Here is a 23,688-nt window from a genome sequence, read left to right on the forward strand (position 1 = left end):
CGCGCCCCGGCGCGCTCACTCCTCGACGGCGACATCGAACCGTGCGCCGCCGTGCTCGCTCTCGCCCGCCTCGACGGTCCAGCCGTGCGCCTCGACGACCCGCTCGACGATCGTGAGCCCGAGGCCGGTGCCGTCGACGTCCCCGGAACGGCCGCGCTCGAAGAGGCCGTCCGTCCCGCTCGGGAAGCCGGCGCCGTCGTCGGCGACGTAGAAGCCGTCCGAGGCGTCCGCGCGACCGACGACGGTGACGGTCACGTCGGTTCCCCCATGTTCGACCGCGTTGCGAAAGAGGTTCGAGAGGGCGTCGGCCAGGCGGTTCTCGTCGGCCTCGTATTGCCCGGGGTCGTCCACGACGAGGGTCGCCTCGCGGGTGTCGACCCCCTCCCACGCGGTGCGGGCGACGCGACCGACGTCCACGACCTCGGTCTCGCCGATGTCCCGTCCGGCGCGCGCGAGGTCGAGCACGGTGTCGATGATGCCGTCCATCCGGTCGGCCGCACGCCGGGCGCGGTCGAAGTGGTCCGCGTCGCCGGTGCGCTCGGCGAGGTCGAGCGAGCCGGTGAGCACGTTGAGGGGGTTGCGGAGGTCGTGGGAGACGACGGAGGCGAACTGCTCCAGCCGCTCGTTCTGGGCGGCGAGGCGACGCTCGCGCTCCACGCGGTCCAGCGAACTCGCGACCATGTCCGCCAGCGACCGCACGAGTACCACCTCGTGGTCGTGCCAGCGCCCCCGCGGCTCCTCGGCGGCGAACACGAGCACGCCCCACAGCTCGTACTCGCGGAGGATCGGGACCGCGAGCACGCTCTCGTGGCCGGCCGGCCCGTCACGGGCGCCCGCGGCGTCGCCGCCGCTCCGGCGCACGATCTCGCCGTCGCCGACGCGGTCCAGCGCCCGTTCGACCGCCGAGGCTCCGGTGCCGTCGTCCGTTTCCGGGTCGGGGTCGTCCGCCTGACCTCCGCCGGCGGTCCAGGTGTGGAGCCGGTCGAACTCCGGGCCGGCCCGTCGGTCCGTCGACGCGGCCCCCTCCGGGTCCGCGTCGTAGACGGCCGCGTAGTCGGCGTCGAGGCCCGTCGCGACGGACCGAAGCGTCCACTCCAGCTTCGTGTCCAACTCGTCGGGGTTCGCCGAGACGAGCGTCGTCGAGGCGTCGAGTATCAACGCCTGCAGGTCCGCGTATCGGGCGGCGTCGTCGCCGTCGTCGGATTCGGCAGGGGGCAGATTCGCGCCCGCTGCGCCGTTCATGTCGTCCCGGAGGGGGTCGCCGTGTTTAGGAGTAGCCGTCCAACTATCAGCGATGGATCGGCCACCCATCGGTTCGCATAAGTCTCGGGCGGCGGTTTCGAAACGTAATGAGTACGGAGGAGGAGAGCGCGTTCGACGTCTACCGGGACCGCGTCGACCGGCCGCTGTACCGGCTGTTCACGGAATACGGGCTCGACAAGTGGCCCTGGCTGGTCGTCGGCATGACGGCGAACGTGATCGCCCGCGGGTCGAGCCTCCTCCCGCCGCTGGTGCTGGGCGTCGCGATCGACTCGGCGTTCACCGGCGACGAGCCGTTCACGCTGCCGGTCGTTCCGAACGCGTGGCTGCCGACGACCGCGCCCGACGCGGCGCAGTTCTGGTTCTCCGTCTGGCTGATCGTCGGCGCGTTCGCGGTCACGGCGGCGCTGACGTGGGTGTACGGCATCGCGGCGAACAACTTCGCCCACCGCGTGATGCACGACGTGCGGACCGACTCGTACGCGAAGATGCAGGACCTCGACATGTGGTTCTTCGACGACAAGCAGACGGGGGAGGTGATGTCCGTCCTCAACAACGACGCGACGAACCTCGAACGCTTCCTCGACGACGCCCTGCAGAACTCCGTCCGCCTCGGCGTGATGCTCGTCGGCATCGGCGTCGTCCTGTTCGAGCGCAACGCGCAACTCGCGGCGGTCACGCTCGTGGTCGTCCCGGCGATGGTCCTGTTCACCTACTGGTTCATGAAGGCGGTCGAGCCGCGGTACGCCGCCCAGCGCGAGGCCGTCGCCGACCTCAACACCCGCCTGGAGAACTCGCTGGGCGGGATGCAGCTCGTGAAGACCACCGGCACCGAGTCCTACGAGACGGGCCGCGTCGAGGACACCTCCTACAACTACTTCCGCAAGACCCTCTCGATGCTCCGGCTCAACTACGTGTACCGCCCGGGGATGGAGCTGTTCGCGGGCGTCGCGTTCGCGGCGACGTTCGTCGTCGGCGGGCTGTGGATCGTGTCGGGAACGGCGCCCGGTCCCCTGACGGGGGAACTGCGCGCCGGGACGTTCGTCACCTTCCTGTTCCTCACCCAGCGGTTCGTCACCCCGCTGGCGGAGGTGTCGAACATCGTCTCCCAGTACGAGAACGCGAAGGCCTCCTGCGAGCGGGTGTTCGGCCTGCAGGACATTCCCGCACGCGTCACCGACGCGGAGGACGCCGTCGACCTCGACGACGTGGAGGGCGCGGTCGAGTACGACCGCGTCGACTTCTCCTACGAGGGCGAGGACGACCCCGTCCTGCGCGACGTCGACTTCGCGGTCGACCCCGGCGAGACGGTCGCGCTGGTGGGTCCGACGGGCGCGGGGAAGTCCACGCTGCTGAAGCTCCTGCTCAGGCTCTACGACGTGGACGACGGCGCGGTCCGGGTCGACGGCCACGACGTGCGCGAGGTGACGGTCCGCTCGCTGCGGGAGTCGGTGGGCTACGTCAGCCAGGACACGTACCTGTTCGACGGGACCGTCGCCGAGAACGTCCGCTACGGCCGGTTCGACGCGAGCGACGAGGCGGTCCGGGAGGCCGCGAGGGCCGCCGAGGCCCACGGGTTCATCGAGAACCTCCCGGACGGCTACGACACCCGGATCGGCGAGCGCGGCGTGAAGCTCTCGGGCGGGCAGCGCCAGCGGCTCTCCATCGCCCGGGTGGTCCTCCAGGACCCGGACATCCTCGTGCTGGACGAGGCGACGAGCGCCGTCGACACGGAGACGGAGATGCTGATCCAGCGGAGCCTCGACCGGCTCGCCGCGGACCGCACCACGTTCGTCATCGCCCACCGGCTCTCGACGGTGAAGGACGCCGACGAGGTGCTGGTGCTGGAGGACGGCGAGGTGGTCGAGCGCGGCGGCCACGAGGAGCTCCTGAGCCGGGACGGGCTGTACGCGAAGCTGTGGGGCGTGCAGGCCGGCGAGATCGAGTCGCTCCCGGAGGAGTTCGTCGAGCGGGCCCGACGGCGACAGGCCGAGACGGTCGTCGGCGACGCCGGCGACGACTGAGTTCGACCGGCGGCGCCCGGCCGCGACCGGGACGCCCCCGGAGCGCGAGGATTTACGACGGGGAGCCCCCAACCGAACCGGTGATGACCGATCTCCTCGCCGACACCAACGTCGCCCTCGGCGTCTCGGGCTCCATCGCGGCGGTCAAAGTCGTCGAACTCGCCCACGAGCTCCGGCGCCACGGGGCGTCCGTCCGCGCGGTGCTGACGGACGCGGCCACAGGGATCGTCCACCCGTGGGCCGTCGAGTTCGCCACCGAGCACGACGTCGTCACCGAGATCACCGGGCGCGTCGAGCACGTCGAGCTGTGCGGGCGCGACAGCTGGGCGGACGTGCTGCTGCTCGCGCCGACGACCGCGAACACCGTCGGCAAGATCGCGGCCGCCGTCGACGACACGCCCGTCACCACCTGCGCGACGACGGCGCTCGGGGCCGGCGTGCCGGTCGTGTGCGCGCCCGCGATGCACGAGCCGATGTACGACCACCCGGGCGTGCTCGACGCGATCGACCGCGTCGAGTCCTGGGGCGTCGAGTTCGTCGACCCCCGGATCGAGGAGGGGAAGGCGAAGATCGCCGCGGAGGACGCCGTCGTCACCGCGACGGCGCGCGCGGCCGGCGAGCGGCCGCTGTCCGGGCGGCGCGTCGTCGTCACCTCGGGCGCGACCAGCGAGGCCGTCGACGACGTGCGCGTGCTCACGAACCGGGCGTCCGGGCGGACCGGCCGGGCGGTCGCCCGCGCGCTCGTCGCCCGCGGCGCCGAGGTGACCCTCCTCCACGACGCGGGCGCCGCAGGGGGTGTGGGCGAGGACCTGCCGCACGTGGACGTGGTCGACGTGGAGTCGGCGGCGGAGATGACCGCGGCGGCGGTCGACGCCTGCGCTGACGCGGACGCGCTGGTCTCGGCGGCCGCCATCTCCGATTACACGGTCGAGGCGACCGAGGGGAAGATCCGCTCGGGCGAGGAGTCGCTGACGCTGGAGCTGTCGCCGACGCCGAAGCTGCTGGACACCGTGCGCGAGGAGCACCCCGACCTGCCGCTCGTGGGGTTCAAGGCCGAGCCCGGCGGCGACGACGACGCGCTCGCGGGGAAGGCCCGCGAGACGCTGGAGCGGGTCGATCTGGCGTTCGTCGTCGCCAACGACGCAGGCGTGATGGGCGCGGCCGACACCCGAGCCCTGGTCGTCCGGCGGGAGGGATTCGACGCCTACGAGGGCTCGAAGCTCGGCCTGGGACTCCGGGTTGCCGACGAACTCGCGGCCGACCTCGCGGACCGCGCCGGGTGATCGGCGGGGCGGGCGCTCGGCGAGACGGCGGGCGACCGCGATGGGTGATCGCCGCGAACCGGCGGCGACCGCGACCACGATCGACAGACGGCGGCGGGTCCCCGTTTCCGCCGGATCACAACGGTTTTGATCCGCTCATCCCAACGAAGGGACAACAGACCGTGACAGCAATTAGCTACCGTCGACTCGACCGATCCGGCCGGGACGACGGACCCGGCCCGAGGGGGCCGCCGTGACCGCCGGGGACGTGGTGGTCCCGGTGGAGGAGTCGAGCACGCTCCGGAACACGGTCGGGTACGTCGTCCGTCGGGCCGTCGAGTCCGGGGAACCCGCCACGCTCCACTTCGTGTATCCCCTATCCAGCCGGGGGCGAGCCGGCGACGAGTACGACCGCGCGAGCGACCTCCTCGAACGGGTGGAGCTGTGGGTCGAGGAGGACCGCGGGGACGACGACGGATCGATCGCCGTCGAGACCGCGGTCGTCGGCGTCGGCGAGTACCTGTTCAGCCCCGGCGACTACGCCGACGCGATCGCCGAGTACGCCGAGGACCGGGGAGTCGGCGACGTGGTCCTCGACCCCGAGTACGCCCCGACCGGCGCGACGCCGCTGTTGCCCGCGCTGGCCTCGGAGATCTCCGGGACCGGCCTCGACGTGGAGGAGGCGCCGGTCGAGCGCGAGACGCGGCGTGGACGGCTCGTCCGTCGCTCCGGCGCCGGCCAGTTCCTCCTGCTGTTCGCCGTCTCCGCGGGCTTCTACCTGTTCCTCGCGGGGTGGTCGCTCACGCCGTACAACCTCCTCACCGGCGCGGTGTCGGCCGGGGCGGTCGCCGGGATCCTCTGGCACGTGTCGTTCACGGGGTCGATCCGGCCCCGGCGCCTGGCGGTCCAGTCCGGCAGGCTGTCCCTGTACGCGGTCTTCCTGCTGTGGGAGATCGCGAAGGCGAACCTCCAGATCGCGTACGTGGTCCTGCACCCGTCGCTGCCGATCGACCCGAAGCTGGTCGAGTTCGACGCGGACGTGTGGTCGACGGTGCCCGCGGCGACGCTGGCCAACAGCATCACCCTCACGCCGGGGACGCTGACGGTCGACGTCGAGCGGCGGCACTTCACCATCCACTCGCTGACGGTCGGATCCCGGGAGGACCTGCTGGACGGGAAGCTCGAACGCGCGGTCCGGTTCGTCTTCTACGGCCGGTCGGCCGCCCGACGGCCGACGCCGAGCGAGCGCGAGGAGGTGGAGGAGTGACCCTCGTCGCCGACGCGCTGCTGACGGCGGCCGCGGGGTTCGTCCTGATCTCCGTCGCCGTGCTGTACCGCGCCGTGAAGGGCCCGACGATGCAGGACCGCGTCATCGCGGTGAACGTCGTCGGCTCGAACACGGTCGTCATCGCCGCGCTGTTCGCGGCGGCGACCGACACGCCCGGCGCCCTCGACATCGCGCTCGTGTACGCCCTGCTGAACTTCCTGATGAGCATCGCCATCTCCAAGTTCACCGTCGAGCGCGGGGGTGTCCTCTGATGGCGACGGTCACGGAGGGCGCCGTGATCGCGCTGCTGGCCGGCGGCCTGTTCTTCGCGTTCGTCGCCGCCGTCGGACTGGTCCGGCTTCCGGACCTCTACACCCGCGCCCACAGCGCCTCCAAGAGCGACACGCTCGGGGCGGTGCTCACGCTCGGGGCGGCCGCCATCGCCTTCGACTCCGGCGTGGACACGTTGAAGCTCGTCCTGCTGATCGTCTTCATGTTCATCACCAACCCGACCGCCGCCCACGCGATCGCGCGGGCGGCCGCAGATCAGGGTATCGACCCGTGGACCGTCGCGGACGCCGACGAGGACGGGGGGGCGGGCGACGCCGCCGAGCCCGCCGGACCCGCCGACGGGGACGACCCCGACGGCGGCGCCGTCGCCGACGGGGGTGACCGGCGGTGACGCCCGTCGAGTGGGCGATCCTGGCGTTCGTGGTCGGGGCCGCCCTGGCGACGGCGCTGCTGCGGGACGTGCTCGCGTCGATCATCGCGTTCGCGGCATACAGCCTCGGGATCGCCGTCGTCTGGCTCCTGCTCCGGGCGCCGGACGTGGGGCTCACCGAGGCGGCCGTCGGCGCGGGCGTGACGACGGTGCTGTTCCTGCTGACGATCGCCAAGACAGTCCGCCCGGCCGGCGAGGACATCTTCGTCGACGTGGACCTTCGGGCGCTGGGCGTCTCGGGCCTGCTCGTGGCCGCGCTGGCGACGACGCTCTCCGCGCTGCCGCCGGTCGGGTCGGCCTCGACGCCGGTGGCGACCTCGCGGGTGACGAACTACTACCTGGCGAACGCCTACGCGGAGACCGGAGTGAAGAACGCCGTCACGGCCGTGCTGGCCGCCTACCGCGGGTTCGACACCCTCGGGGAGGCGGTCGTGGTGTTCGCCGCGCTGATCGGACTGCTGGTGGTGCTCGACCGGGAGGTGCTCGCATGAGCTTCGGCGACCCGACGGACGGCGACATCGGGGACGCCGCTCCCGCGGACGGCGAGAGCGATCGCGCACGCCGGCGGGCCGACCGCCCGTACGTCGAGAGCCCGATCATCATGGCGACCGTCCGCATCGTCGCGCCGTTCGTGTTCACGCTCGGCGCGTTCATCATGTTCCACGGCGCCGACTCCGCGGGCGGCGGCTTCCAGGGCGGCGTCATCGTCGGGACGGTGATCCTCATGATCGCCATCGCCTTCGGCGTCGGGCCGACGCGCGACTGGCTGTCGTCGTCGCTGCTCACGGTGCTGGTCGTCACCGGGGTCGCGCTGTTCATGGGGATCGGCCTCGCGGCGGTCGCCTTCGGCGGCGCCTTCCTCGAGTACGCGGCGATCCCAGTCTCCCACTCCAGCAAGTACGGCATCGAACTGGTGGAGGTCGGAATCGGTATAATCGTCTCGGGAACCGTCGTTGGCCTGTTCTTCGCGCTCGCGGCCGGCCACTCGAACGGCGAACGCGAGGAGGTGGAGGAGTGATCGACCTCCTCGCCGACCGGGCGTACTTCGTCGTCGCGTTCCTCCTGCTCGGGATCGGCGCGCACATGTTGATCGGGGACCGCAACCTCGTCAAGAAGGTGATCGGCATGAACGTCTTCCAGTCGGGGATCTTCCTGTTCCTCATCGTCTCGGCGTACGTGGAGGGCGCCTCCGCGCCGCTGCTGTCGGAGCCGGGCCCGTACGTGAGCCCGCTGCCGCACGTGCTCATCCTGACTGCCATCGTCGTCGGGGTGAGCCTCACCGCGGTGGCGCTGGGGCTCATCGTCCGCATCTACGGGGAGTACGGGACGCTCCGGGCGGACCTCGTCACGGAGGTGAACGACGGTGAGTGACCTCCCGGCCCTGCTGGTCGTCCTCCCCATCCTCGGGGCGCTCGTCTCGCTGCTTACCGGGATCCGGTGGGACCGCTCGGGCTGGTCCGTCGCGGCGGCGACGCTCGCCGTCCAGGTCGCGGGCGCGGTCGCGTTCGCGGCCGACGGCCTCTCTGGCGACCCCGAAAGCTACGCAGTCGGCGACTTCACGATCCCGTACGGCATCGAGCTGCTCGTCGACGGCCTGTCGGCGTCGATGGTCGTGCTGGTCGCCGTCGTCGCGTTCGGGGTGCTCGCGTACGCCCGCCGCGCCGGCCCGCGCTCGAACCGCTTCTACGCGACGTACCTGCTGCTCGTCACCGGCCTCACCGGGATGTCGGTCACCGGCGACGCGTTCAACATGTACGTCTTCCTGGAGATCACCGGCCTGACCGCCTACGCGCTCGTCGCCAGCGGCGAGGGCGGCCGCTCGGCGGTCGCGGGCCTGAAGTACCTGCTCGTGGGGACGTTCGGCGCCTCGCTGTACCTGCTGGGCGTCGGCTACGCGTACGTCGCGACCGGGACGCTCAACATGGGCGACCTCGCGGTCGAGTTGGCGGCCGTCGGCTACGGCTCGCCGCTCGTCCGGGCGTCGTTCGCGTTCGTCGTCGTCGGCCTGTTCGTCAAGGTCGCGATGTTCCCGCTGCACACCTGGCAGCCGGACGCCTACGCCGGCGCGCCCGACTCGGTGAGCGCGCTCATCGCCTCGCTCGTGTCGACGGTGAGCGCGTACGCGCTCGTCCGGGTCGTGCTCACCGCGTTCACGCCGGAGTTCCTGGAGGCCGTGCCGTTCGCGCGGCCCCTGCTCGCGGCGACCGCGACTGTGAGCATCGTCGTCGGGAGCCTCCTGGCCGTCTCCCAGACGGAGATCAAGCGGATGCTCGCGTACTCCTCCGTCTCGCAGTTCGGCCTCGTCGTCGCGGCCCTGTCGGTGACGAACGGCACCGCCCTCGTCGGCCTCGCGGTCCACCTCGTGGGCCACGCGGTGATGAAGGGCGGGCTGTTCCTCGCGGCGGGGCTGGTGGCGACCGGCGTCGGCGGCCGCGCCGTCGGCGACTACGACGGCCTCGGCTCGCGGATGCCGGTCGCCGCCGCCGCCTTCGGCGCGCTCGCGCTCGGGATGGTGGGCGTGCCGCCCGCCGTCGGCTTCCTCGGCAAGTGGTACATCGTCGTCGGCACGCTGGAGGCCGGCTCGTGGGGCCTCGCGGTCGTCATCCTGCTGTCGACCCTGCTCACGCTCGCGTACTTCGCGCGCCTGCTCGAACGGATGTTCTTCCGCGAGGCGCCGGAAGCGCCCGCCGCGGGCCCCCCCGACGCGGCCGTCGCCGACGGCGGCGACGGGTCGTCGGTCGCCGGCGACGGAGCCGGCCTCCCGGGCGCCGACATCTCCCCCGGAATGTCCGCCGCCGTCGTCGCGGCGGCGCTGCTCGCTGTCGGCCTCGGGGCGGCCGTGCCGGCGTACGAGACCGCCCTCGCCCCGACCATCGAGGTGCTCCTCTCATGACCGATATCACGTCACTCAGGCCGCTGGCCGCCGTGCTCGTCTCCGCCGTCGCGATCGGACCGATCCTCCTGTCGGGGGGCCGGCCGAACCTCCGCGAGTCGTGGACCTTCATCGCCGCGCTGGCCAAGTTCGGCATCGTCGCCAGCATGGTCCCGGGCGTCCTCGCCGGCGACACGTACGTCACCGACCTGGGGGCGTTCCTCCCCGGCGCCCGCTTCGCGCTGGAGGCGGACGCGCTGGGCGTCCTGTTCGCCCTGCTCGCGAGCTTCCTGTGGATCGTCACGAGCAGCTACAGCGTCGGCTACATGCGCGGGCTCGACGAGCACGCCCAGACGCGCTACTTCGCCGCCTTCGCGGCGAGCCTCTCGGCGGCGGTGGGCGTCGCGTTCGCGTCGAACCTGCTCGTGCTGTTCGTCTTCTACGAGCTGCTCACCGTGGCGACGTACCCGCTCGTCGCCCACGACGAGACCGACGAGGCGCGCGCGGCCGGCCGGAAGTACCTCGCGTACACCTTCGGGGGCGGCGTCGCCGTCCTCGCGGGCACCGCGCTCGTCTACTGGCTCACCGGCACCGTGGCGTTCACGCCCGGCGGGATCGCCGGCCTGACCGGGGCGGACCCGCTGTTCGCCCGCCTGGCGTTCGCGCTGCTCGCGGGCGGGTTCGGCGTCAAGGCGGCGCTGATGCCGCTGCACTCGTGGCTCCCGGACGCGATGGTCGCGCCGACGCCCGTCTCCGCGCTCCTGCACGCGGTCGCGGTCGTCAAGAGCGGGGTGTTCGGCATCGCCCGCGTCGTCCTCGACGTGTTCGGCCCCGAGACGGTCGCGGACCTCGGCGCCGGACTCCCGCTGGCCGCGGTGGCGGCGTTCACGCTGGTGACCGCCAGCGTCATCGCGCTCAGGCAGGACAACCTGAAGCGGCGGCTCGCCTTCTCGACGGTGAGCCAGCTCTCGTACATCGTGCTCGGGCTGGCGGTGCTGAACCCGACGGCGATCGTCGGCGGCCTGCTGCACATCCCGGCGCACGCGTTCATGAAGATCACCCTGTTCTTCGCCGCCGGCGCAATCCACGTCGAGACCCACACCGACGACATCTCCGAGATGGCCGGCATCGGCCGGCGGATGCCGCTGACGATGGCGGCGTTCGCCGTCGCCGCCGCGGGGATGGCCGGCATCCCGCTGGTCGCCGGCTTCGTGAGCAAGTACTTCCTGCTCATCGGCTCGGTCTCCGCCGGGCAGACCGTGTTCGCGGTCGCGCTGCTCGTCTCGGGCGTGCTCAACATCGGCTACTTCTGGCCGGTGGTGTACACCGCGTTCTTCGAGTCGGCGGAGGAGACCGACGAGAAGCCGCTGATCGAGGGTCCGCTCGGCGGCCGCCTCGCGTGGGGGCGGGACGCGCTCGCCGGCGGCGACGTGGACTCCGACGCCGTCGCCGACGGCGGCGCGAACGCGGGAGGCGACGGCCACGCGGACGCCCACGGCGACGGTGACGCCCACGGCAACGTCGACGCGCACGGGCACGGCCACGGCGCCGGCGGCTGGGAGCGCCGCGGCTGGACCGGCGGCGAGTCGACGTGGTTCATGATCGGACCGATCCTCCTCACCGCGCTGGGGTCGGTCGTGCTCGGGATCGTTCCCGACGCCGCGGTGTTCCTCAGGGTCGTCCGCCTGATCGTCTCGGGCGTCACGGGGGTGAGCGTCTGATGGTCGACGCCCTGACCCTGGTCCCGCCGTTCCTTCCCGTGCTGGCCGCCGCGCTTCTGGCTCCCCTGCTGGGGCGGCGCGCCGGCCACGCGCTCGGCGTGCTCGTCACCGCGGCGGTCGTCCCGTACGTGTGGCTCGCCCCGGCGGGCGCGCACCTCCCGGCGCTGCTGTTCGGCTTCGACGCCGTGCTGTTCAACGTCGACGGGTTCTCCCGGCTGATGGGCCTCGTCTTCGGCTTCATCGGCGCGGTCGCCGTCGGGTACTCGTGGGCGACGGAGGCGGACGTCCGTCAGACCGCCTTCGCGCTCGGCTACGTCGGCACGAGCCTCGGCGCCGTCTTCGGCGGCGACTGGCTCACCCTGATCTTCTTCTGGGAGCTGATGGCCGTCACCAGCACGCTGCTGGTGTGGCACTACGGCGGCCGGGCGGTGCGGGCGGGCTTCCGGTACGCCCTGCTCCACGGCGTCGGCGGGACGCTCCTGCTGGCGGCTATCGTCTGGCACTACGTCGAGGCGGGGACGTTCCTGTTCGGTTCCGTGCCGGGCGGCCCGGAGACCGCCGGCCTCGCGGGCGTCGTCGCGCCGGTCCTCGCGGCGGTCGGGATCGGCGTCAACGTGGGCTTCATCGGCCTGCACGCGTGGCTGCCCGACACCTACCCGCGCCCGCACGTCGCCGCCAGCGTGTTCCTGTGCGTGTACACCACCAAGACCGGCGTGTACGGCATGTTCCGGGCGTTCCCCGACGGGGAGATCGCGGTGGCGTACATGGGCGCGCTGATGGCCGTGTTCGGCGCCGGGATGGCGCTGCTGCAGGGCGACATGCGCCGCCTCCTCTCGTATCACATCCAGTCGCAGGTGGGGTACATGGTCGCCGGCGTCGGCCTCGGCGGCGCACTCGCGGCCGCCGGCGCCTTCGGCCACGTGTTCAACCACATCCTCTACAAGAGCCTGCTGTTCATGACGGTCGGCGTCGTCATCTACCGCACCGGCGAGGAGCACCTGGAGGAGCTCGGCGGCCTCTGGCGGAAGCTCCCCGTCACCGCCTTCGCGTTCCTGATCGCGGCGCTGTCGATCGCCGGCTTCCCCGGCTTCAACGGCTTCGTCTCGAAGGGGATGGTGATCGCCTACGCCCACAAGAAGCACTACGACGTGATCTGGTACCTCCTGCTCGCGGGGGGCGTCGGCACCTTCCTCTCGTTCATCAAGCTGGGCTACTACGTGTTCCTCCACGGCGAGTACGAGGGCGAGGTGACGCCCGCGAACCTCGGCCAGAAGGCGGCGATGCTGCTCGTCGCGGCGCTGTGTGTCGTGCTCGGCGTCTACCCGCCGGCGCTGTACGGCCTCCTGCCTGACACGGGTGCCTACGAGTACACCGCCTACACGGTCGGCCACGTCGAGGAGGGGCTGGTCCTCGCGGGGCTGGGCGTCGTCGGCTTCGCGGTCCTCAAGAAGCCGCTCTCGAAGGTGGGGCGCGTCCCCGACGTGGACGCGATATACAACCCCGCGGCGTTCTACGGCACCCGCGCGCTGGTCGTCGGCGTCACCGAGCTGTACGCCGCCGTCGACCGCGCGGTCGTCGCGACCGCCGACGCGGTCGCCGCGGGCGTGCGGGACCCGGCCGCGGTCGCCGGGCAGTTCGGCGTGGTCCGCTCGCTGGTCGGCGACGACGCCGTGGCGAACGGCGACGGCGAGGTCGGCGACCGGATCAGTCTCCGGGCCGGCTTCGGGACGAGCGTCCTGCTCGTGACGGCCCTGCTGATCGTGGCGCTCGTGCTCGTGATCTGAACGCCCCCGATCCGTCAACCTTTACGGGGTCGTCGCCGTCGGGTCGACATGGACCGCCTGCGCCAGTCCCTGCTGGACGCGCCGATCATCGAGAAGGGCGAGTACCAGTACTTCGTTCACCCCATCAGCGACGGCGTCCCGATGCTGGAGCCCGAACTCCTCCGCGAGATCGTCATCCGGATCATCCGGAAGGCCCAGATCGAGGACGTCGACAAGATCGTCACCCCGGCGGCGATGGGGATCCACATCTCGACGGCGCTGTCGCTGATGACCGACATCCCGCTGGTGGTCATCCGAAAGCGCGAGTACGGCCTCGACGGCGAGGTCGCGCTCCAGCAGGAGACGGGCTACTCCGAGGGCGAGATGTACATCAACGACGTGTTCGAGGGCGACCGGGTGCTCGTGCTCGACGACGTGCTCTCGACGGGCGGCACGATGAAGGGCATCCTCGACGCGCTCACCCACATCGGCGCCGACGTGGTCGACGTGGTCGCGGTGATCAAGAAGGCCGGCCCGAACAAGCTCGACGACACCGACCACTCCGTGAAGACGCTCATCAACGTCACCGTCGAGGACGGCGAGGTCGTCGTCGTCGACGAGTACGGCGACGGGTAGCCCGTCGCCGCGACCCCCGGTCCCGTACCCGTCCGTTCTCCCCCGGTCCCGTCCGCTCTCCCGACCCGGCCGGCTCGGCCCGGCCGGTCCCCGGGGCTTTTCACCGCCGAGCGCGCACCGCCGGTATGGTCTCCACCCGCCTCCTCGGCGTCGTCAGCACGTCGATGCTCGTCGTCGGCGCGCTCTCGATCGGGCAGGTGCTCCACCTGACGGTCGTCACCGGCCAGGTCGGCTACACGGCCACTCCGGTCGTCGTCTACGGCGTCGCCGGCGTCGTCGCCATCGCGATCGGCTACCGCGCCCGCAGGCCCGTCGCCGAGGAGTACGCGCTCACCAGCGACGCCCGCGAGCGCGGCGAACACGAGCGACGGCGCGGTCCCTCCGACGCGCCCGATTCCCGCGGGGACGCCGACGGCCCGGACGACGAGGACGGGTTCGACCCCGCGATGAGCCCGCTGGGCGACTCTGAGCCGGGCGAGGCCGCCCGGGACCGACGCGGCCGCGGGAGTGACGCCGGACCCGCGGGTGACGGCGAGTCGGACGCGGACGACGGGGCGGGTCCGGACGCCGATCGGTGAGCGCCGCGGCCGTCGGCGGCGGCGACTACCCGCCGCCCTCGACCCGTTCTCGCCCGCCCGTGTGACCGCGTAGCGAGGGAATTAAGGCCCGCGCCGCCGCTACTCGCGAACAGCGACAATGTCCGTGACAAACCGCGTCCCCGATGCCGCGAAGGGTCCCCTCGGCGTCGTCTCGCTCGGCGTCATGATCATCGGACTCGTGCTCGGGTACATCTTCACGCTGCTCGGGGTCACCCTCTACTTCGACCTGAACGGGATCGGGGGGATCTCCCCGACCGAGTCCCTCGTCGTCCTCGGGTCCGGGGTCGCCTGCATCGTCGTCGGATACCTCGGCTGGCGCGGGTTCATGGGGTTCGCCTACTGAGATGGCCGTCGACATCAGGGAGCACCCCCAGGCGCCGCCCGTCGAGGAGCTTCGGGAGTTCACGCTCGTCCCCGTCGCACGCGAGGAGGTCCGCGACCGGCGTGACGCCGGCGAGGAGCTCCGCGAGGCGAACCTCCGCGAGTCGCGCGAGGACGTGTACGTCGAACTGGACCCCGACCCCACCGAGCGCGGGGCGCACGACGACATCGGGACCGCCCTCTACCGCCTGGTTCAGCTGTTCGGCACGCCCAACGTCCCCGGGTACGACGCCGGCGACGACGTCTCCGACCGGGAGGACACGACGTTCAAATACCTCTTCCGGCTGGTCAACGAGGCCGACGAGTCCGATCGGACGCTCCCCGACGAGTGGCTGGTGACGGCGTTCGACTGGCACACCGAACTGGGCGTCGGCCTCGCCGAGTGGGGCGACGACCCCGACCCGGAGGCCGTCGACGGCGCCGTTGGACTCGTCTCGCTCGCGCTCGTCACGAACGTCGTGAGCGAGCCGGTACAGTGCGTCTACAAGGACAAGTGGTACTGACGGTACCGACGACGACCCGAGACTGACCGCGGGAACGGCCCCGCCCCGGCGCGGCGGGCCGTTCCCGTCGGCTTCCGTTCCGCTTCTGTCTTCCTGCGGGAGAGAACCCCGCCGGTTACGGCGAGGATGACGTCACCTGCCCGTCCGGTAGTGCATCACGGCGAACGCCGCCGCGATCGCCGCCACGAGCAGCCCCGCGAACGCGGGCACGACCGTCGACTCCGCGTACAGCCCCGCCCAGTAGCCCCCGTACGCGACGGTCACGAGCGTCGGGACCGACAGGAGGAAGAACAGCGACGAGAGGTACGACGCGAGCGTGGGGTCGTTGCCGTCGTTGGCGTAGGTCCCCCGCTCGCGCACCGACTTCTCCTCCGTCGGGATGTCCCGCGCCATACCTCGGGATATCGACCGACGGGGCAAATGCTTGTCGTCGTGAACCGAGACCGCGGACGGTCGCTCGGGACGGACGGAGGCGGCCGGCGGCCCCGCCCGACGGCGAGGCCGATCAGGCGGTGGCGCCGTCGTAGACGATCGCGAGCAGGTAGCCGACGAACTGCAGGGGGACCTGTCCGAACACCAGGAACGTGACGACGTCCCTGAACACCGGGAGCAGCGCGAACCCGCCCAGCGTCGAGATGTCGAGCAGGAGGTACGGGGCCACCGCCGCGGCGAACGCGAGGGCGCCGCCCGCGACGATCGCGACCGAAAGCGCCGCCAGGCTGGTGCGCAACTGCTCGCACAGGAGCTTCACGAGCACCCCGGAGGTGACCACGAGCGCGGCCATCGCGGTCTCGCCGGCCCACGCCGGCGCGAGCGTCTGGAGCCTGAGGACGTACGTCGCCATCGCCCCAAGCGCGCCCGCGAGCGTGCCCACGACCCCCGCCGACAGCAGCCGCTCCCGGCGGGACCCGAACGACGCCTCCGCCGGCCGCGCGAGCGCCGTCAGCAGCGTCGGTTCCGGGTCAGACATCGATGAAGTCGCTCCGTCCCCTGATCGTCAGCCTGAACGACCCCGACGAGACGACGCGCCCCTCCGCGACCGCAGCCCTCGTCCGGTCGAGGCGCTCCGGCGGCACGTCGGCGACGACGGTCACGGTCGCCGTCCCGCCGGCGGGCACCGTCACCGCGGCGCGGTCGCCCGCGAGCCGGGCGGTGCGGGGCGCGGAGAGGCGGTCGGCCTCGGTGGCGTTCCCCTCGAACACCACGAACGCGGACGGCTCGACCGTGACCGCGGCGCCGGTGGGGTTCGACACGGCGACCGTCACGCGGATCGTCGGCGGCTCCCCGTCGACAACCTCGTAGTCGGCGGGGTCGACGTCGACCGCGTCGCGCTCCTGCCAGGCCAACTGGGCGCCGGCCGTCGAGGCGAACGCGGCGCCGCCGACGGCCAGCATCGCGGCGAAGGCCGCGAGGAGGACCCGTTGGGTTCGCGGGGACCGGACCACGCTCAGTCCTCCGCCGGCGCCGCGCTCAGCCCGCCGTCGGAGCCGCCGAGGCTCCCGACGTCGCCGTCGTCGTAGAGGTGACACGCGACCTCGCGCGTCCCCGACGGCTGCGGCCGCGGCTCGCGCGACTCACAGGGCGTTGTGATCTCGTCCTCGAGGGCGTCGAGGGCGGCGTCGATGTCGCCGTCGAGCACCGCCTCCGCCGCCTCCGTCAGCGAGCGGCGGGCCGACGCCGGGAGGTCGATGGCGGCCACGTCGACCCGGCTGCCGCCGCTTTCCACCTCCGTCTCGGTCCGGTACTCCTCGGGCACGTCGAGCGTCAGCCCGTGTTCCACGAGCGCGTCCGCCTCGTCGGCGACGCCCCCGTCGATCACGTCGGGATTCAGGTCGCCCCGGCGGACCTTGAGCTTGAACTGGTAGGCGCGCCGGAACGCCTCCTGGCTGCCGGTCCAGTCGTCCGGCGGGATGATGTGCGCACACCGCGGGTGGTACCGACAGCCGCTGGGCGGGTTACGCGGCGAGGGTACCTCGCCGGTCGCGTTGGCCCGTCTGCGCTCCTCCCCGAGTTCCACGTCGGGCACGGCGTCGAACAGCGCCTCCGTGTACGGGTGTTTCGGGTCGTCGATGATGTCGTCGGTCGGGCCCTGCTCGACCATGTTGCCGAGGTACATGATCCCCGCGCGGTCGCACATGTACCGGATGAGCGAGAGGTCGTGGCTGATGAACAGGTACGTGAGGTCGTACTCGGCCTGCAGCTCCTTCATCAGGTTGAGCACGCCGGCACGGATCGACACGTCGAGCATCGACACCGGCTCGTCGCAGACGACGAAGTCCGGGTCGACGACGAGCGCGCGGGCGATGGCGACGCGCTGGCGTTCGCCCCCGGAGAGCTCGTCGGGGAAGGAGTCGAGGTACACCTCCGCGGGCCCGAGCCCGACGTCCTCCAGCACCCCCTTGACGCGCTCGCGCCGTTCCTCGTACCCCTCGACCATGTCGTTGATCTTGAGCGGCTCGGCGACGGTGTCGTACACCGTCATGCGCGGGTTGAGCGACTCGAACGGGTCCTGGAAGATCATCTGCACCCGCTTGCGGAACGCGCGCTCCTCCTCGCGGGTCATGTCGGTGATGTCCTCGCCGTCGAAGCGGATCGTTCCCTCGGTCGGCTCGTGAAGCTTGACGAGCATCTTCCCGAGGGTGGTCTTCCCGCAGCCGGACTCGCCCGCGATGCCGACGATGTCCCCCTGGTGGATGTCCAGCGAGACGCCGTCGACCGCGCGGACCGGCCGGGGCTCCCGACCGAGCACGGTGTCGATGACACCCTGCGACTGGTCGAAGAGCTTTCGCAGCCCCTCGATCTCTACTAGCGGCTCTCGATCCTCTGTTCGGTCCATGTGGATTCCTCCAGTGCGTCGGTTCGGATCTGTTCGAGCTCGTCGATGCGGTAGCACGCCGAGCGGTGGGCGCGCTCGTCGGTCGCCTCCTCCGTCCGCCCGAGCGAGGTGGCGGCCTCGACGTCGTACATCGGCGGGTGGCTCGCGTGACACTCCTCGATGGCGAACGGGCACCGTTCGCGGAAGCGACAGCCCTCGTCGGGGTCGCGCAGCGTCGGCGGCGTCCCGGGGATGGAGACGAGGTCCTGGTCGGTCGCGGTGATCGTCGGGAAGGAGTTCTTCAGCCCCAGCGTGTACGGGTTCGCGGTCTCGCCGAAGATCTCCGTCTTCGGACCGGCCTCCATGACCTTCCCGCCGTACATCACGGCCATCCGGTCGCAGATCTCCGCCATCACCGAGATGTCGTGACTGATGACGAGGATCGAGACGCCGAACTCCTCCTGGAGCTTCTCCAGTTCCTCCAGGATGCGGTCCTGGATGATCACGTCGAGGGCGGTCGTCGGCTCGTCGGCGATGAGCAGGTCCGGGCCGCACGCCATCGCCATCGCGATGACCGCCCGCTGCTTCATGCCGCCGGAGAACTGGTGGGCGTAGTCGTCCGCCCGGTCCGGCTCGATGCCGACCCGTTCGAGCAGGTCGCGCGCCCGCTCGTGGGCCTCCTCGGCGGTCGTCTCCGGCTCGTGCCGGAGGATCGCCTCCACGATCTGGTCGCCGACCTTGTACACCGGGTTCAGCGCGTTCATCGCCGACTGCGGGATGATCGCGATGTCGCGCCAGCGCACGTCCCGGATCTGTTTGTCGCTCAGCGCCGCCAGGTCGGTCATGCCGTCCTCCCGGACGGGCGTGTCGGGGTCGTCGATCGCCGACTGCTTGGCCTCGCCGTTCTCGTCGGCCCACTGCGGGAGGGTGCCGTCGAACCAGACGTTCCCGCTCTCGATGTAGCCGTTGTCGTCGAGCAGGTGGACCAGACTCTTCGCCAGCGTGGTCTTGCCGCACCCGGACTCGCCGACGAGCCCGTACGTCTCGCCGCGCTCGACGCTGAAGCTCACCCGGTCGGCCGCGTGCACCGCCGAGCCGTCCTCGACGGCGTATCGGATCGAGAGGTCGTTTACTTCGAGTAGTGTCATTTGAGATTCGTGTTCGTCACCGTTGCGGGTTGGTCACGTCCTCCATCGAGAAGCCGATGAAGTAGAACGATGCGGCCATCAGCATCAGCGCGATCCCCGGCGGAAGCAGCCACCACCACGCCTGGAAGATGTAGCCGGAGGACTTGATGTTCTCCAGCATGATCCCCCAGGAGTTTGCCGTGAAGTCAGCGAGCCCCAGGTACGCGAGCGACGCCTGCGCGATGACCGCGCCGGCGGCGTCCTGGGCGAGGAACACGAACGAGATGGGGAGGACGTTCGGCATGATGTGCCGGAAGATTATCCGGGTGTCCGAGGCGCCCGCCACCTTCGCCGACTCGACGTACGAGCGCTCCTTCAGCGAGAGCGTCTCCCCGCGGATGGTGATGCAGTTGTTGAGCCAGGAGGTGACCGCGATGCCGATGATGATGTTCGTCGTCGTGATACCGCGGATGGCGACGAGGACGATCAGGAACGGCAGGAACGGCAGGCCGTACATGATGTCGACGAACCGCTGGATCGCCTCGTCGATCCACGTGTCGCCGTAAAACCCGGAGATGAGCCCCAGGGGAACGCCGACGAGGCTGGAGAGCAGCCCGGCCGCGAGGCCGATGTACATCGCGTTCTTCGCGGAGTAGATCACGAGCGTCAACACCCCGTAGCCGTTGGCGTTCGTTCCCAGGGGCGCGAAGAACGGGTCGCCGAAGGCGGGCGGGTGCGGGAGCGACCGGATCTGCTCGCCCGTGAGCCGTCGGTCGAACGGCGGCTCGCCGAGGTAGGCGACCCACTCGGTCGAGTGGGGGGCGAACACGCCCGGCGCGATCGACCACAGCGAGTAGATCACGATGATGATCAGCCCGACCACGCCGATGCGGTGCTCGGTGAAGCGGTCCCAGCCGCGCCGGAGCCGTTCGATCCGCGGCTCCCAGCGGCGCTTGAACGATTCGCCGTCGGATCCCGATGATTCCTGTTGCGTCGCCATTATTCACCCTCCCCGAACTTGATCCGGGGGTCGAGGTAGGTGTATATCACGTCGGTGAGCAGCCGCATCACCACGATCAGTACCGCGAGCATGAAGAACACGGCCTGCGCGACCGGGAAGTCCCGGTTGAGCACCGCGCTCACGATGATCTGTCCCATCCCCGGCCAGTTGAACACGTTCTCGATGATCACCGAGCCGTCGATGAGGAACGCGAGGCTGACGACCGCGCCGGTCGCCACCGGGATGAGCGCGTTGCGGGCCGCGTGTTTGACCATCACCGTCCGCTCGGACAGGCCCTTCGCCCGCGCGAGGAACACGTACCCCTCGTCGGTGACCTGGTTCATCGTCGGCCGCATGATGAGCATGGAGCCGACCCACCCGATGAAGGTGAGGCTGATGATCGGGAGCGCGATGTGGTACAGAACGTCCCGCATCACGGTGAACGCCGTCCACTCGAACTCCGGGAACTGGGTGAACATGTACGCGCTGGGAAGCCACCCGAGCTCGTAGTTCAGCACCCAGATGAACAGCCAGGAGATCCAGAAGCTCGGCATCGAGTACAGCAGCAGCGACGTGCTGAAGACGGTCTTGTCCTTGGTCGACCCGCGCCACCAGCCGAGGTACATCCCGACGAGCGGGCCGACGATGAACCCGATGATGAACGTGGAGCCGAACAGGACCAGGGTCCGCGGCATCCGGCGGACGATGAGGTCCATCACCTGATCGTTGTAGGTGGGCGACCGGCCGAAGTTCCCGGTCTGGTAGTTGATCATGAAGTTCAGATACTGTTTCCACAATGGTTCGTTCAGACCCCACGTCTCCCGGATGCGTTCGATCTGTTCGGCCGTCATGCCCGACGATATCATGCTCGTGATGAACGAGCCGGGCATGCTCCGGAGGAGAACGAACAGAAGCGACATGATCACCAGGAGCGTCAGGTACGAGACGACGATCCGTTTTGCGAGGTACTTTCCACTGATTCTGGTCATGCGTTGTGGGACCGCTCGGCGTACCGATATTTGGTGAAGGCGACGGTATGAACCTGTTGCATCGTCCGTTTAGGATCCGACGACGCCGTATGAAACCCCGACGGGGACGGGGTGCCCGACGTCGCCGCGACCGCGACGGCGTCGTTACTCCTTCTGGTGGACCTGCAGGAACTGTGTCCCGAGGTACGTCGACCCCGGTCCGGGGATGTTCCCCACGAAGCCGGACCAGTCGGACGAGTTGACCGGCCACTTCGTGACGTCGTAGGAGGTCACCATCGTCGGGAAGTCGAGGTAGATCTTCTCGACGGCCTTCCGCGAGGCCTCGTTGCGGGCCTGTGTCTCCATCGTCGTCTGAGCCTCGTTGATGAGGTCGTCGGCGCCGGCGTCCTCGAACAGCCCGTAGCCCATCGGGTTGTTGAGCAGGGTGCTCGTGTTCTTCTCGGCGCCCTCGCTCTCGGCCACCGAGTGGTCGTCGGCGTTATCCGAGTGGAACAGGCTGTACAGCGTGTTCGTCGCGAACGGCGACAGGTTCACCCACCCCATCGGGAAGATGTCGAAGTCCTCCTCGGCGTACACCTTCGTCAGCATGGTGTTGAACGACATCACCTGCCGGTTGATCGGGATCCCGATCTGCTGGAGCGCGCTGATGTAGTTCTCGACCATCTTCGCCGTCTGAGGCGCGTCCTTGGCGGGGTAGACGTACATCGTCAGCGGGCCGCCGTTCAGGTCGGTGATCGTCTGCCCGTTGACGCGGATCTCCTTGTCGGGGTTGGCGTCGGACTCCTTGAGCACCTGCGACTGGACGGAGCCGAAGGTGTAGTCGTGTTTCGAGGAGGACTGGCTCGCGGAGACGCCCGTGAGGCTCCCGGGGTACTCCTGCCCGACGAAGGTTCCGGACTCGCCGGTGATCGACTTCCCCTCCGTGAGGAACGTGCGGATCCCCTCCACGTCGGGGACGCCCGGCGAGGACTGTCGGAAGTGGAACGCCTGCGTGGACTTCCCGGTGAGCAGCTTCTGGTCGCTGCCCGTCTCGGGACGCACCGCCTTGTACCCGGGAGGCATGACGAAGTCGCCCTCCTGGGCGTACCCGCGCTGGAGGCGCTGGGTCCAGTAGATGTCGTCGAACGCGAACCCGAGGATCTGACGGAACGTGATGTCGTCGAGCGGCGTCCGCCTGAGGTTGAACGAGTAGTGCCCGTAGCCGGTGTCGAAGCCGTCGATCAGGCTCAGCCCCTCCGTGTTCTGCACGTCCTCGATCCGCGAGGTCCGGATGCCGCTGTACATCGAGTCGATGTCCCCCTCGAAGAACGCCTGCGTGAGCGCCGAGGTCGAGGAGTACACCTTGATCCGGATGGTGTCGATGAACGGTCCCCCGCTGATGATCCCCGGGACCTCCTCCCGCCACGACAGGTCCGCGAGGTTGTACTCCCCCTTGCGTTCGGCGAAGGAGATCTCGATGGACGTGTCGGGCTCGTAGCGGGTGACGACGCCGGGACCGAGGCCGACCGGCCCGCCGTTCTTGTACGGCTCGTACGTCTTGAAATCGGAGACACCCTCCCACTTGTGCTTCGGGAGGATCGGCAGCGCCAGCTGCGTGGACGCGTACGTCCCGATCGGCTTGTTGAGGATCATCTGCGCGTCCCAGTCGTCGCTGTCCGCCTTCGAGACGCTCATGATCGGTGAGAGCGACGCGGTGAACCCGCCGGGCATCTGTTCGAGGAGGTAGTTGTACGACCAGATCACGTCGTCGACGGTGAACTCGGTCCCGTCGTTCCACGTCAGCCCGTCGGTGCGCACGTTGAAGCGGATGCGGACGTTCGGCTGGTCGTTGTCGCCCGTCTCGTCGAGTTCCGTGAAGTCCCAGTCCGTGAAGACGTTGGGGTGGACGCCGAAGTTGACCGGGTCCAGAGTCGTCCCGGACTCGTAGACGCGGTCGGTAATGACGCCGGAGTACGCCGAGGACGTCGCGAGCACGTTGATCCCCTTCGGGGCGGTCCCCATGCCGAAGCTGAAGGTCCCGCCCTTCGGGATATCGCTCGCGTCGGACTGGTTCTCTGTGGGGGTCTTGTCTTCCGTGGTCGTGGCCGCCGCGGAGGTGGTGGTCTGGGAGTCGCCGCCGGTGCCGGAGCACCCGGCGAGACCCGCGGAGACCGCAGCGACACCGGTTCCCTGGAGGAATCGGCGCCGGCTGGATCCGGACTGGTTGTCTGACATACGAGCCTTCGTTATGGAATCCCACACTTAACTGTGCGGGTTTCCCCCATGAGGAACCGGGACAGATAGATCCGACAATAGGGAACCGATACCGCACTGCTCGGGCGCTCGAAGGACTGACACACCGGCTCGAGTGATCGAACGTCCGGGTTTCTCTCGGCGTCGAGGTGGCGAAAACGGCCGGAAACACAATTCGAGTTCCTCCCGTCGGGACGCGCCGTCGGATCGGTTCCGCCGGCACGCGTCGTCGGATCTGACGCCTCACTCGGTCCCGTGCCCGCGTGCGCGCAGACCGAAGTACATGGCGAGCGTGGCCGCGGCCATCCCGCCCGAGAGGTACGTCGTCGCCGGGACGGTCACGTCCCCCCGGCGCGCCAGTTCCATGCCGAGAAACGCCCACCCGGCCGCGGTCGCGAACCCCAGCGCCATCGTCGCGTAGCCGGCCTCCTCGCGGCCGGTCGCGTGGAGGTAGACCCCGACCGACAACACCGCGCCGCCGATGAGCGCGAGGACCGTCCGCGTCCCGACTGCCAT

Annotated in this window: 25 protein-coding genes; 15 read left to right on the forward strand and 10 right to left on the reverse strand. The window is 70.2% G+C overall.

Annotated elements, in window-relative coordinates:
* Positions 1–15: 15 nt before the first annotated feature.
* Positions 16–1,242, reverse strand: coding sequence for a sensor histidine kinase (locus ACQUQ1_RS09375; RefSeq protein ID WP_435064013.1), 1,227 nt, complete (start codon positions 1,240–1,242; stop codon positions 16–18).
* Between the two features lie 107 nt (positions 1,243–1,349).
* Between ACQUQ1_RS09375 and ACQUQ1_RS09380 the strand changes: the two genes are divergently transcribed.
* The 15 genes from ACQUQ1_RS09380 (at position 1,350) to ACQUQ1_RS09450 (ending at position 15,009) form a co-directional block, all read left to right on the forward strand.
* Positions 1,350–3,284 carry an ABC transporter ATP-binding protein gene (locus ACQUQ1_RS09380; protein WP_435064014.1) on the forward strand — a complete coding sequence of 645 codons (1,935 nt, stop codon included), beginning with the start codon at positions 1,350–1,352 and terminating at the stop codon, positions 3,282–3,284.
* Between the two features lie 83 nt (positions 3,285–3,367).
* Positions 3,368–4,567 carry a bifunctional phosphopantothenoylcysteine decarboxylase/phosphopantothenate--cysteine ligase CoaBC gene (coaBC, locus tag ACQUQ1_RS09385; protein WP_435064015.1) on the forward strand — a complete coding sequence of 400 codons (1,200 nt, stop codon included), beginning with the start codon at positions 3,368–3,370 and terminating at the stop codon, positions 4,565–4,567.
* 232 nt (positions 4,568–4,799) lie between these two features.
* The gene (locus ACQUQ1_RS09390; protein ID WP_435064016.1) at positions 4,800–5,813 is read left to right on the forward strand and encodes a monovalent cation/H+ antiporter subunit E; all 1,014 of its coding nucleotides are present in this window, start codon (positions 4,800–4,802) and stop codon (positions 5,811–5,813) included.
* A complete protein-coding gene (locus tag ACQUQ1_RS09395) occupies positions 5,810–6,085 on the forward strand; it encodes a cation:proton antiporter (RefSeq protein ID WP_435064017.1) in 276 nt (91 codons plus the stop codon). The genes ACQUQ1_RS09390 and ACQUQ1_RS09395 overlap by 4 nt, the downstream gene beginning before the upstream one ends.
* Positions 6,085–6,495: a monovalent cation/H(+) antiporter subunit G gene (gene mnhG / locus ACQUQ1_RS09400; RefSeq protein ID WP_435064018.1), complete on the forward strand. Its 411-nt coding sequence runs from the start codon at positions 6,085–6,087 to the stop codon at positions 6,493–6,495. The genes ACQUQ1_RS09395 and mnhG overlap by 1 nt, the downstream gene beginning before the upstream one ends.
* A complete protein-coding gene (locus tag ACQUQ1_RS09405; protein WP_435064019.1) occupies positions 6,492–7,025 on the forward strand; it encodes a DUF4040 domain-containing protein in 534 nt (177 codons plus the stop codon). Before mnhG ends, ACQUQ1_RS09405 begins: the two co-directional genes overlap by 4 nt.
* Entirely contained in the window at positions 7,022–7,552 is a 531-nt protein-coding gene (locus ACQUQ1_RS09410) for an MnhB domain-containing protein (protein ID WP_435064020.1), read from the forward strand. Before ACQUQ1_RS09405 ends, ACQUQ1_RS09410 begins: the two co-directional genes overlap by 4 nt.
* On the forward strand, positions 7,549–7,905 hold the full coding sequence (locus ACQUQ1_RS09415) for a cation:proton antiporter subunit C (protein WP_435064021.1): 357 nt from the start codon (positions 7,549–7,551) through the stop codon (positions 7,903–7,905). Before ACQUQ1_RS09410 ends, ACQUQ1_RS09415 begins: the two co-directional genes overlap by 4 nt.
* Complete coding sequence (locus ACQUQ1_RS09420) at positions 7,898–9,427, forward strand: monovalent cation/H+ antiporter subunit D family protein (protein ID WP_435064022.1); 1,530 nt, start codon at positions 7,898–7,900, stop codon at positions 9,425–9,427. The genes ACQUQ1_RS09415 and ACQUQ1_RS09420 overlap by 8 nt, the downstream gene beginning before the upstream one ends.
* Entirely contained in the window at positions 9,424–11,127 is a 1,704-nt protein-coding gene (locus ACQUQ1_RS09425) for a proton-conducting transporter transmembrane domain-containing protein (RefSeq protein ID WP_435064023.1), read from the forward strand. The genes ACQUQ1_RS09420 and ACQUQ1_RS09425 overlap by 4 nt, the downstream gene beginning before the upstream one ends.
* Positions 11,127–12,911 (forward strand): Na(+)/H(+) antiporter subunit D, encoded by a 1,785-nt coding sequence (locus tag ACQUQ1_RS09430; RefSeq protein ID WP_435064024.1) that lies wholly within the window; start codon positions 11,127–11,129, stop codon positions 12,909–12,911. Before ACQUQ1_RS09425 ends, ACQUQ1_RS09430 begins: the two co-directional genes overlap by 1 nt.
* 48 nt (positions 12,912–12,959) lie before the next feature.
* The gene (hpt, locus tag ACQUQ1_RS09435; protein WP_159665962.1) at positions 12,960–13,526 is read left to right on the forward strand and encodes a hypoxanthine/guanine phosphoribosyltransferase; all 567 of its coding nucleotides are present in this window, start codon (positions 12,960–12,962) and stop codon (positions 13,524–13,526) included.
* 125 nt (positions 13,527–13,651) lie between these two features.
* Positions 13,652–14,104, forward strand: coding sequence for a hypothetical protein (locus tag ACQUQ1_RS09440; RefSeq protein WP_435064025.1), 453 nt, complete (start codon positions 13,652–13,654; stop codon positions 14,102–14,104).
* Positions 14,105–14,222: 118 nt separating this feature from the next.
* A complete protein-coding gene (locus tag ACQUQ1_RS09445) occupies positions 14,223–14,468 on the forward strand; it encodes a hypothetical protein (RefSeq protein ID WP_435064026.1) in 246 nt (81 codons plus the stop codon).
* Between the two features lies 1 nt (position 14,469).
* Positions 14,470–15,009, forward strand: a complete 540-nt coding sequence (locus tag ACQUQ1_RS09450; RefSeq protein ID WP_435064027.1) for a hypothetical protein — start codon at positions 14,470–14,472, stop codon at positions 15,007–15,009.
* Positions 15,010–15,141: 132 nt separating this feature from the next.
* Here the strand turns inward: ACQUQ1_RS09450 and ACQUQ1_RS09455 are convergent, their stop codons facing one another.
* The 9 genes from ACQUQ1_RS09455 to ACQUQ1_RS09495 form a co-directional block, all read right to left on the reverse strand.
* Positions 15,142–15,402 carry a hypothetical protein gene (locus ACQUQ1_RS09455; protein WP_435064028.1) on the reverse strand — a complete coding sequence of 87 codons (261 nt, stop codon included), beginning with the start codon at positions 15,400–15,402 and terminating at the stop codon, positions 15,142–15,144.
* A gap of 112 nt (positions 15,403–15,514) precedes the next feature.
* Positions 15,515–15,979: a hypothetical protein gene (locus tag ACQUQ1_RS09460; RefSeq protein WP_435064029.1), complete on the reverse strand. Its 465-nt coding sequence runs from the start codon at positions 15,977–15,979 to the stop codon at positions 15,515–15,517.
* A complete protein-coding gene (locus tag ACQUQ1_RS09465) occupies positions 15,972–16,454 on the reverse strand; it encodes a hypothetical protein (protein ID WP_435064030.1) in 483 nt (160 codons plus the stop codon). Before ACQUQ1_RS09465 ends, ACQUQ1_RS09460 begins: the two co-directional genes overlap by 8 nt.
* A gap of 2 nt (positions 16,455–16,456) precedes the next feature.
* On the reverse strand, positions 16,457–17,845 hold the full coding sequence (locus ACQUQ1_RS09470) for an ABC transporter ATP-binding protein (protein WP_435064031.1): 1,389 nt from the start codon (positions 17,843–17,845) through the stop codon (positions 16,457–16,459).
* Entirely contained in the window at positions 17,815–18,972 is a 1,158-nt protein-coding gene (locus ACQUQ1_RS09475) for an ABC transporter ATP-binding protein (protein ID WP_435064032.1), read from the reverse strand. The genes ACQUQ1_RS09470 and ACQUQ1_RS09475 overlap by 31 nt, the downstream gene beginning before the upstream one ends.
* 16 nt (positions 18,973–18,988) lie before the next feature.
* Complete coding sequence (locus ACQUQ1_RS09480) at positions 18,989–19,951, reverse strand: ABC transporter permease (protein WP_435064033.1); 963 nt, start codon at positions 19,949–19,951, stop codon at positions 18,989–18,991.
* Positions 19,951–20,940, reverse strand: coding sequence for an ABC transporter permease (locus ACQUQ1_RS09485; RefSeq protein ID WP_435064034.1), 990 nt, complete (start codon positions 20,938–20,940; stop codon positions 19,951–19,953). The genes ACQUQ1_RS09480 and ACQUQ1_RS09485 overlap by 1 nt, the downstream gene beginning before the upstream one ends.
* 144 nt (positions 20,941–21,084) lie before the next feature.
* A complete protein-coding gene (locus ACQUQ1_RS09490) occupies positions 21,085–23,154 on the reverse strand; it encodes an ABC transporter substrate-binding protein (protein WP_435064035.1) in 2,070 nt (689 codons plus the stop codon).
* A gap of 261 nt (positions 23,155–23,415) precedes the next feature.
* The gene (locus ACQUQ1_RS09495; protein WP_435064036.1) at positions 23,416–23,688 is read right to left on the reverse strand and encodes a hypothetical protein; all 273 of its coding nucleotides are present in this window, start codon (positions 23,686–23,688) and stop codon (positions 23,416–23,418) included.

The organism is Halobaculum sp. EA56, assembly GCF_051195075.1.
Classification (GTDB): domain Archaea; phylum Halobacteriota; class Halobacteria; order Halobacteriales; family Haloferacaceae; genus Halobaculum.